Origin of the sequence: Geobacter grbiciae, from assembly GCF_018531165.1 — a bacterium.
In the GTDB taxonomy this organism is placed as follows: domain Bacteria; phylum Desulfobacterota; class Desulfuromonadia; order Geobacterales; family Geobacteraceae; genus Geobacter; species Geobacter metallireducens.
The window spans coordinates 134,881-142,710 of the sequence record NZ_JAHDIW010000012.1; the positions used below are offsets into that span (position 1 = coordinate 134,881).

The following is a 7,830-nucleotide window of genomic DNA, read 5'->3' on the forward strand; positions in this document are numbered from 1 at the left end:
GTATGTTCGAATTCGACGAAAGCATCGATCAATGTGCCAGGATCAAGGTCATCGGCGTAGGCGGCAGCGGGGGGAATGCGGTCAACACCATGATCGAGAGCCAGGTCAGCGGGGTTGACTTCGCCGTGGCCAACACCGATGTGCAGGCCCTGCGCATCTCCAAGGCGCCCATCAAGATCCAGATCGGACGGCAGCTCACCAAAGGGCTCGGGGCCGGGGCCGATCCGTCCCGGGGGCGCGAGGCGGCCCTGGAGGACCGGGAGCAGCTGGCGGAAACCCTAAAGGGTGCGGATATGATCTTCATCGCCGCCGGCATGGGAGGCGGCACCGGCACCGGCGCGGCCCCCATCATCGCCGAAGTGGCCAAGGAGGCGGGCGCCCTCACCGTCGGCGTGGTCACCAAGCCCTTCTCCCGCGAGGGGAAGCAGCGCCTGGCCAAGGCCGATGACGGTGTCCGGGAGTTGAAAAAGCACGTGGATTCCCTCATTGTCATCCCCAACGACCGGCTCATCGGGCTCGCCGGCAAGTCCATGTCGATCCTCGACGCCTTTAAGCCCTCCGACGACGTGCTCCGCCAGGCGGTCCAGGGTATTTCCGACCTCATCACCACGAGCGGCTTCATCAACGTGGACTTCGCCGACGTGAAGGCGATCATGAGCGAGCGGGGCATGGCCATGATGGGAATCGGCATCGCCGCCGGCGAGAACCGGGCGGTGGAAGCTGCCCTGCGCGCCATCTCCAGCCCTCTCCTGGAGGATGTGGACATCTCCGGCGCCAAGGGGGTTCTGGTGAACATCTCTGGCTCCTCTTCCATGACCATGGACGAGTTCGAGGCGGTGAATCGGACCATCCACGAGAAGGTCCACGAGGACGCCAACATCATCATCGGCGTCACCATCGACGAGAACCTGGGTGAGGAGCTCAAGGTGACCGCCATCGCCACCGGGTTCGGCGACCGCTTCGATGTGGAGAAGCAGCGCCAGGAGCTGAAGACCGTCACCCCCCTCGGCGGCCGCCAGGAAGTGAACCGGGAGATCCCCACCTTTATCCGGGAAAAGCAGCAGCGGGAACCTTCCTACAGCCGCCAGAAGGGGTTCTTCTCCGATGAAGAGGACCAGTACGACATTCCGACGTTCCTGAGGAAGTCGGTCGATTAGTTGAATGCGGGGCGTGCCGTGGAGCCCGTAGCCCTGCGGCGCGCCCTTTCCCCCTTTGTTTCAGTCATTGCTTTCAATTTCCCGGCTCCCCACTTACCCCCTCCAGGGGGGCCGGGCCTTTTTTCTCCTTTCTGAAACCTCCTTCCCCGTGGTACCTTTTGACAATGTCGTGGAAAATCATTGAAAAATACCGCCGTATCCTTGTCCAGGAAGAGGGGAATTCACCCAAGCGGCGTGGCGGAAAACTGACCGTCTGCCTCGTCTATCCCAACCGCTATGCCGTGGCCATGAGCAACCTCGGCTTCCAGGCGGTCCATGCGCTGCTGAACGCCGAGTCCGACATCCTCTGTGAACGGGCTTTCCTCCCCGACCCGGACGATCTGCGGGAATACCGCCGCAGCGGCACCCGGCTCCTCTCCCTGGAGTCCCAGGAACCACTTTCCTCTTTTGATATTATTGCTTTTTCGGTTTCTTTCGAGAGCGACTACCTGAACATCCCCGTCATCTTCGACCTGGCCGGGATCCCGGCCCTGGCGGCTGAACGGACGGGGTCCCATCCCCTCGTCATGGGGGGCGGGGCGGCCCTCTTTCTGAATCCGGAGCCGGTGGCGGATTTCCTGGACCTCATTGTTGTGGGGGAGGGGGAGGCGATCCTGCCGGTGCTTCTGGACCACATCCGCGCCGACGGGATTGGGGACCGCGCAACGTTTCTTGCGGGAGTCGTGGGACTTCCCGGCATCTACGTGCCGGCTCTCTACGCGATGGAGTACGACGGCGCCTGCCTGGTGTCGCGGGAGGCGAAGGACGGTGCGCCGGAGCAGGTGAAGCGTATCTGGATGGCCGAGCCCGACGGGCGGGCCACCGTGTCCGAGATTTTGACGCCCGGCACCGAGTTTTCCGACATGTATCTGGTTGAGGTCTCCCGGGGGTGCGGGCGGGGGTGCCGCTTCTGTGCCGCCGGCTTCATCTACCATCCCTACCGGCAGCGCTCACTCGACGCGGTCAAGGCCGCCGTCGCCGAAGGACTCAGCCACCGGCGCAAGATCGGGCTCGTGGGGGCGGCCGTGTCGGATTTTCGGGAGATCGGTGAACTCTGCCGGCACATCCTGGCGGAGGGGGGAACGGTGTCAGTGTCGTCGCTGCGAATCGACCGTCTCGACGAGGGAATGATCGAGGTGCTCAAGGCGAGCGGCCACAAGACCGTGGCCCTGGCCCCCGAGGGGGGGAGCCAGCGGATACGGGACCTCATCAACAAGAACCTGACCGAGGAGCAGATTCTGGCCGCCTGCGATCTCCTTATCGGCCATGATATCCTGAACCTGAAGCTCTATTTCATTATCGGCCTCCCCACCGAGACCATGGAGGATCTGGAGGAGATGGCCCTCCTCGTGGGGAAGATCCGCGAGCGGGTCATTGCCGCGGCGCGGAAAAACAAGCGGCTCGGTGAGATCATCCTCTCCGTGAACCCCTTTGTCCCCAAGCCGTTCACACCGTTCCAGTGGTGCGGCATGGAAGATACCCCCTCCCTGGAGAAAAAGCTCAAGTACCTCCAGCAGGCGGTGGGGAAACTGCCGAACGTCCGGCTCATTGCCGAAAGCCCCAAGGATGCCTGGCTCCAGGCCCTCCTCTCCCGAGGGGACCGGCGGTTCTCGGGGTTCCTCCTCCGCGCCGCGGAGCTGGGGAACTGGAAGCGGGCGGCCCGGGAATTTCCCGTCGACACTGACCTCCTGGTCCATCGGACCATCCCCCTCGACGAGATGCTGCCGTGGGATGTCATAGCCAGCGCCGATGCCGAGCGGCTCAGGCGGGAGTATCTGAAGGCGACCCCTCCCCGGTGAGACCGCTATCGTCTTCCGATTCTCTCCAGCCAAGGGAGATGGAGATCGCCGGGCGATGAATGGCGGCGTTCTTCCTGGCGGGTCTTTTGTCCCGAGCTGAGCCGTGAATAGACGCCGAGCGCCCACAGGGGGAAGTAGTGACGGTACCCGTGGTAGCGCAGGTAAAAGACCCTCGGGAACCCGGTGCCGGTAAAATGTTTCTCCTCCCAGGTTCCCCATTGATTCTGGTGGTCGAGCAGGTAGCGCACGCCACGCCGGACGGCCAGGCTGTGTACATCTCCGGCGGCCATGAGCCCCAGGAGACTCCAGGCTGTCTGAGACGGGGTGCTCTCCCCTTGGCCGGCCAGCGAAGGATCGTCGTAGGAATAGCAGGTTTCTCCCCATCCCCCGTCGTGGTTCTGACATGACGTCAGCCATCCCATTGCCCTGCGGACATAGGGCTGCTGCATATCTTCCCCTGCCTGCCTGAGGCCGGACAGCACCGACCACGTACCGTAGATGTAGTTTACCCCCCATCGGCCGAACCAGGCGCCGCTCTCTTCCTGCTCCGAGCGCAGGAAATCGATCCCCCGTGCGATGGGGGGAAACGTCCTGTCGAAACCGACCATGGAGAGAAGCTCGATGCAGCGTCCCGTCAGGTCCGAGGTGCTCGGGTCGAGGAGCGCCCCGTGGTCGGCGAACGGGATATCGTTCAGGTAGTGGTAGTTGTTGTCGATGTCGAAAGCTGCCCACCCTCCGTCACGGCTCTGCATCCCGAGTACCCAATTCACACCGCGGGCCACCCGGTCGCGGTAGAGCCCATTCTCCAGCGCTCCGGCACGGAGAAGCGACATGATGACTTTCGAGGTGTCGTCCAGATCGGGATAGAGGGTGTTTTCGAACTGGAAAGCCCATCCGCCCCCCTCCAGATCAGGAGCCTTCAACGACCAGTCTCCTGGTGAGAAAATCTGCTGGGATAACAGCCATTCAACGGCCTGTTTCGCCGCGGGGTGGCTCGCTGGCATGCCTGCTTCCATGAGCGCCGAAAGGCTTAGGCAGGTGTCCCAGATCGGGGAATTGCATGGCTGGCAGATGCTGCTGTTCCCTCTGCCGTCCGCTGCCGCGTGGGGAGAGGGATCGAAGGCAAAAGCCGCCGACGTGCCGCTGTCGATGCACGGTCCGCCCGTGCGGGGAGAATCTGCTTCCTGGGGAGTGCGATGCTGGAGCAGGTCGTCGATGGCCTGCATCCCACGTACATAGTCGGGGTCGTCTTCCCCGCAACCAAGCACGCGGAGGGCCATGACCGCATAGGCCATGGCCGGGAAAATGGCGCCGATCCCGCCGTTTCCCTGCATGCGGGATCTTGTCCAATGCTCTGCTTCGGCCATGGCCTTCCGATGAATGGCGGAAGGGATGAAACGGTTGAAACGCTTGAGCAGGCGGTCAATGATGATGAAGGCATTTTTCCGCCAGCGCTCCGACTGAAAGCCATCCAGGTTGCGCAGCTTGTCGGGCGGCGTGCTGAACAGTTCGGGAATTCCCTCCTCGGGCCGCAACCGGCACACGGGCTGCTTGGCGTAGAGCAGCAGCAGGGGGACGATGACAGTTCTCGACCAGTAGGAGACTTTGCTCAAATGAAAGAAAAACCACTGGGGGAGAAGGACGATCTCCACGGGCATTGCCGGCGGGGTATGCCAGGGGATCTGGCCGAACAGGGCCAGCAGGATACGCGTGAACACATTGCACCTGGCTGCGCCGCCGAGGCTGAGGACCATGATGCGCGCGCGTATCATGTGGGGTGCCTGGGGTGAGTGCCCCAGCACCTTGAGGGCGAGATAGGCCTTGACCGTGGCGCTGATATTGGCAGACCCGTCCACGGCGTAGAGGGGCCAGCCGCCGTCGGGCAATTGCCTGTCCAGGAGGTAATTCTCCAGCCGCCTCCTCAGTTCCGGGGAAATCTCCCTGCCGAGAAACCGCTGAAGCATGATGTACTCCGACGGTATCGTGACGTCCGCCTCCAGTTCAAAGACCCAGTACCCCTCTGGATTCTGAAGCGCCAGCAGATACTCCTCCGCCATTTTGACGGCCTGACGGCAGTGGACGGCCTTTCCCGAGACCTCTTTTATGGGTGCGACGACGGTGCATTCTTCCTCGGCCGTCAGACCGGCGTTCTTGTTGCCGGCGATCACGGCAAATTTGTTGAGAATTCCCTTTGCCATTCGTGCATCCTTTCCCTTGAGTGGCGAAATATTAACTATGGTATCTTTGGTTAACAGTGTAAATAGTATGGCAAAAAAATTTTACGCGCCGAAACCGGCGAGCAGCCCATCCACCAGCGTCTCTGCCTGGAGGACGGCGTCCACCATGGGGAAATCGGCGGTGTAAATTCGCGAGGTCACGACTCCGTGGACAGCGACCCATAATGTCTGCGCGAGAAGGTCCGCGTCCATGGGGCGAAGCATGCCGGCCGCCATGGCCTCTTCTACGGTCCGGAGGATATGAAAGTAGGTGCGCCGTCCCATGCTGTCCTTTTGCAGGAATTCCGTCGGCGACCCATAGACGACGGGACTCGTGAAAAAGGCGACCTTGTAGTGGCCGGGATTCGCCAGCCCGAACTCGATATACCTCAGGAGGCAAAGACGCAACACCTGCCGCGGGTCGTTCTCTCCCCGCGAGATGTCCTGGTAGCTCTGGAACAGCTTGGCGAACAGCTCTTCGCAGAGAGAATAGAGGAGATCATCCTTGTCGCGGAAATAGAGGTAGATGGTTGTGGGAGAGTGCTCGATTTTGGCCGCAAGCTTGCGCATGGAGAACCGCTCGTACCCGATCTGGGAGAAAAGCTCCCTGGAGGCGTCGAGAATCTCCTGGCGGAACTGCGCCTTGTGTTTTTGTCTGCGTTCGCGCAATGTCATGATACTTAACAGTGTTAACTGAATTTTTTCACAGATTAGTGAATCGAGGTCATGCTGTCAAGCCTTGATTGGAAGGCGGGAGCGGCGGAGGCTGCGCGGCCCTGGCAAACGTGCCGTCTGGCCCTTGGCGGCTAGGAGCCTTATTCCCGCACCTCCAGCCTGTTCATCACCCGGTCGACCCCGAAGACGTACCACGCATCGGCCTCGGCCATCTCCTTCTCTTTCGGCTTGGGCACCACCCCTTCCAGGGTGACGACGCAGTCGCGGCAGCTTACCCGGATCTGGGATGCGTTGACGAAGGGATCCTTCTCCAGGACAAGACGGACGGCGTCGATTACCTCGTCGTCGTTGTCCTCTTCGGGTGGGGAGACCTCCAGCCCATTCACCACGTCGCGGCTTCCCGGCACCCACCACGCCAGGACCCCGGCCAGGCGCTTGTGGGAGAGGCTGCCGACGGTGCCGTTCAGGGTGACAATGCCATCGGCCACCTCCACCTCCATGACCCCGGTCGGCTCCCGCGGGGCGCTGCGCACCGTCTCCCAGGCGCCGAAGGAAAAGGCGCGGATGGCGTAGTCGGCGAAGGCCGGCTCCTGGATGAAGGCGTCGCAGACGTGGTTGCGGATATCCTCGTCCTCCATGGCCTCGGCAGGCTCCACCCGCAGCCGGTCCACGATCCCTGCCACGCCCGGCTCCGCGGCGGCCAGTTCCAGGGCGAGCTTTTTGGCCGCCACGCTCTCAGTCACCCCCTCAAGGGTCAATATCCCGTCGTCGATCTCCATCTGGAAGGGGTAGGCGTGGAGATTGATCCGGGGCTCCCGTTCAAAGGCGGCTTCTATTCTTCTCAGCGTCTCTTCGGTCGGTTTCATGGGCTACACCTCCTGTGTGGACGTTCCCGCATCGCGATCACTTCATTCCTATGTCTAATAGTGGTAGCCGAAGGTGCGGAAATGGCTCTCGGTCCCGTTTTCTCCCGTTACCCGGTCAGACTCTTCGGAGGCGAGGAAGACCGCCAACCGCGCCACCCGTTCGGGCGGGAGGAGTTCCTTCCGATCCCTCATGGCCGTGAAGTCGGCGAAGACATCGGGACCAAGAACCGCCGGTCCGAGGCCGCGGATATCCTCCTGCATCCGGGTGTCCATCACCGCCGGGTTGAGACCGTTCACCTGGATGTTGTGGACCTTCAACTCCTCGGCCAGGTAGCGCGTCATGTGAATGAGCCCCGCCTTGGCAATGGCGTAGGCCCCGAAGGGGGAGATGACGATTTCGCCCAGCCCCGAGATGACGTTGATGATTTTCCCCCCCTTCTGGCGGATCATGTGAGGGATGACCTCCCGAGCAAAGAGCCAGGGGGCGGTGAGGTTAACGGCCATGGCGTACGCCCACTCCTCCGGGGCCACCTGATGGAGGGAGCGGACCGGGCCGATGACTGCCGCATTGTTCATGAGGATGTCGACCGATTCGAACGTCTCGACCGCGGTCTCCACCACCCGCCGGACGTCTGCTGGGTTCGCCACGTCACCCTCCTGGATCACCACCGTTCCCCCCGCTTCCATGACGAGCGTCGCGGTCTCCTCCAGTTCCTTGGGGGTCCTGCTCATGATCACCAGATCGGCCCCCTCCCGCGCCAGTGCCATGGCGGAAGCGCGGCCGAGACCTCGGCCGGCGCCCGTTACGATCGCTGTCTTTCCCTTGAGACTCATCGCCACCTCCCTGCAGTGACCGGCAACCGATTGTTCCTTGCCGGTTTTAACTACCATTTTACCCAATTTCGCTGGAGATGCTGGGGGGTACCTCCCAAAATTGAGATTGACTGCGCTCGACTTGACGGTTGATTCATCCACGCGTCAAGGGTAAGATGCTCGAACTTTGAGGTGTCCTGTCAATAGTAGACACTCCCAACTCAAGCGGCGGCCGTGTTTGCGGAGAAGTTCATGGCAAATACGG

Annotated in this window: 6 protein-coding genes; 2 read left to right on the forward strand and 4 right to left on the reverse strand. The window is 62.0% G+C overall.

The window, feature by feature from the left end:
- Positions 1-2 precede the first annotated feature (2 nt).
- Together ftsZ and KJB29_RS14460 are read left to right on the forward strand one after the other, a co-directional pair.
- Positions 3-1,157: a cell division protein FtsZ gene (ftsZ, locus tag KJB29_RS14455; RefSeq protein WP_215735127.1), complete on the forward strand. Its 1,155-nt coding sequence runs from the start codon at positions 3-5 to the stop codon at positions 1,155-1,157.
- A gap of 164 nt (positions 1,158-1,321) precedes the next feature.
- A complete protein-coding gene (locus KJB29_RS14460) occupies positions 1,322-2,995 on the forward strand; it encodes a radical SAM protein (protein WP_215735128.1) in 1,674 nt (557 codons plus the stop codon).
- Between the two features lie 5 nt (positions 2,996-3,000).
- Here KJB29_RS14460 and shc read toward each other — a convergent pair whose 3' ends face one another.
- From shc to KJB29_RS14480, 4 genes are all read right to left on the reverse strand, one after another.
- A complete protein-coding gene (gene shc, locus KJB29_RS14465; protein WP_215735129.1) occupies positions 3,001-5,193 on the reverse strand; it encodes a squalene--hopene cyclase in 2,193 nt (730 codons plus the stop codon).
- An 81-nt stretch (positions 5,194-5,274) separates the two neighbouring features.
- The gene (locus KJB29_RS14470) at positions 5,275-5,886 is read right to left on the reverse strand and encodes a TetR/AcrR family transcriptional regulator (RefSeq protein WP_215735130.1); all 612 of its coding nucleotides are present in this window, start codon (positions 5,884-5,886) and stop codon (positions 5,275-5,277) included.
- A gap of 140 nt (positions 5,887-6,026) precedes the next feature.
- Entirely contained in the window at positions 6,027-6,752 is a 726-nt protein-coding gene (locus KJB29_RS14475; RefSeq protein WP_215735131.1) for a BON domain-containing protein, read from the reverse strand.
- A 54-nt stretch (positions 6,753-6,806) separates the two neighbouring features.
- Positions 6,807-7,586 carry an SDR family NAD(P)-dependent oxidoreductase gene (locus KJB29_RS14480; protein WP_215735132.1) on the reverse strand — a complete coding sequence of 260 codons (780 nt, stop codon included), beginning with the start codon at positions 7,584-7,586 and terminating at the stop codon, positions 6,807-6,809.
- Between the last annotated feature and the right edge of the window lie 244 nt (positions 7,587-7,830).

Bases quoted from the DNA above. Each gene is read 5' to 3' on its own strand.
- KJB29_RS14460 (WP_215735128.1), top strand. From the start codon at position 1,322: ATGTCGTGGAAAATCATTGAAAAATACCGCCGTATCCTTGTCCAGGAA.
- ftsZ (WP_215735127.1), top strand. From the start codon at position 3: ATGTTCGAATTCGACGAAAGCATCGATCAATGTGCCAGGATCAAGGTC.
- KJB29_RS14475 (WP_215735131.1), bottom strand. From the start codon at position 6,752: ATGAAACCGACCGAAGAGACGCTGAGAAGAATAGAAGCCGCCTTTGAA.
- KJB29_RS14470 (WP_215735130.1), bottom strand. From the start codon at position 5,886: ATGACATTGCGCGAACGCAGACAAAAACACAAGGCGCAGTTCCGCCAG.
- shc (WP_215735129.1), bottom strand. From the start codon at position 5,193: ATGGCAAAGGGAATTCTCAACAAATTTGCCGTGATCGCCGGCAACAAG.
- KJB29_RS14480 (WP_215735132.1), bottom strand. From the start codon at position 7,586: ATGAGTCTCAAGGGAAAGACAGCGATCGTAACGGGCGCCGGCCGAGGT.